This window comes from Serratia oryzae, assembly GCF_001976145.1.
Taxonomy (GTDB): Bacteria; Pseudomonadota; Gammaproteobacteria; order Enterobacterales; family Enterobacteriaceae; genus Chania; species Chania oryzae.
In genome coordinates this window covers 1-530 of the sequence record NZ_MOXD01000066.1, presented here as the reverse complement: position 1 = coordinate 530, position 530 = coordinate 1, and the positions used below count along the sequence as shown (strand labels likewise).

1 protein-coding gene is annotated in these 530 nt (G+C 59.2%); it reads left to right on the top strand.

Translation table 11 applies throughout. The features are described from left to right. The coding region (locus BMI79_RS22925) for a ShlB/FhaC/HecB family hemolysin secretion/activation protein (RefSeq protein WP_143555420.1) at positions 1-357 on the top strand (357 nt) is incomplete at its 5' end. Positions 358-530: the final 173 nt, after the last annotated feature.

The window sequence follows — 530 nt, the reverse complement described above, 5'->3', positions numbered from 1 at the left end:
CGGTTATACGGCAGCGAACGCCTGACTATCGGCGGCGAAAGCTCGGTGCGGGGTTACAAGGAGCAGTATCTGTCCGGGGATAACGGCGGTTACTGGCGTAACGAGGTGAACTGGTCGCCATTCAGCCTGCCGTACCTCGGCACAATCACCCTGTTGGGTGCGGTAGACGGCGGTTACCTGCGCTACGACTCACAGGATACCTATGCCTCCGGCACGCTGTGGGGCGGCGCGGTGGGGCTCGGCAGCCGCAACCGTTATTTTGGCAGCCAGTTGACCGTCGGTTGGCCGCTGTCACACCCGAGTTGGCTGGAGCCGGACCGGGTTTCTGTCTATTACCGCATCAGTATTGTTCTTTAATTAATGTCCAGGGAAAGGGTTTACCACATGAGTCAGTCAACGGATCGTCCTCTTCATGCCACCCAACGTTGGCTGAGCTATGCCCTGTGTACCCTCCTGGTGTGGCAGCCGGTGTTACCCGCGTTTGCCAACGGCGTGAGCGTCGCCGAAGGCAATACGAAACTCGATCAGGC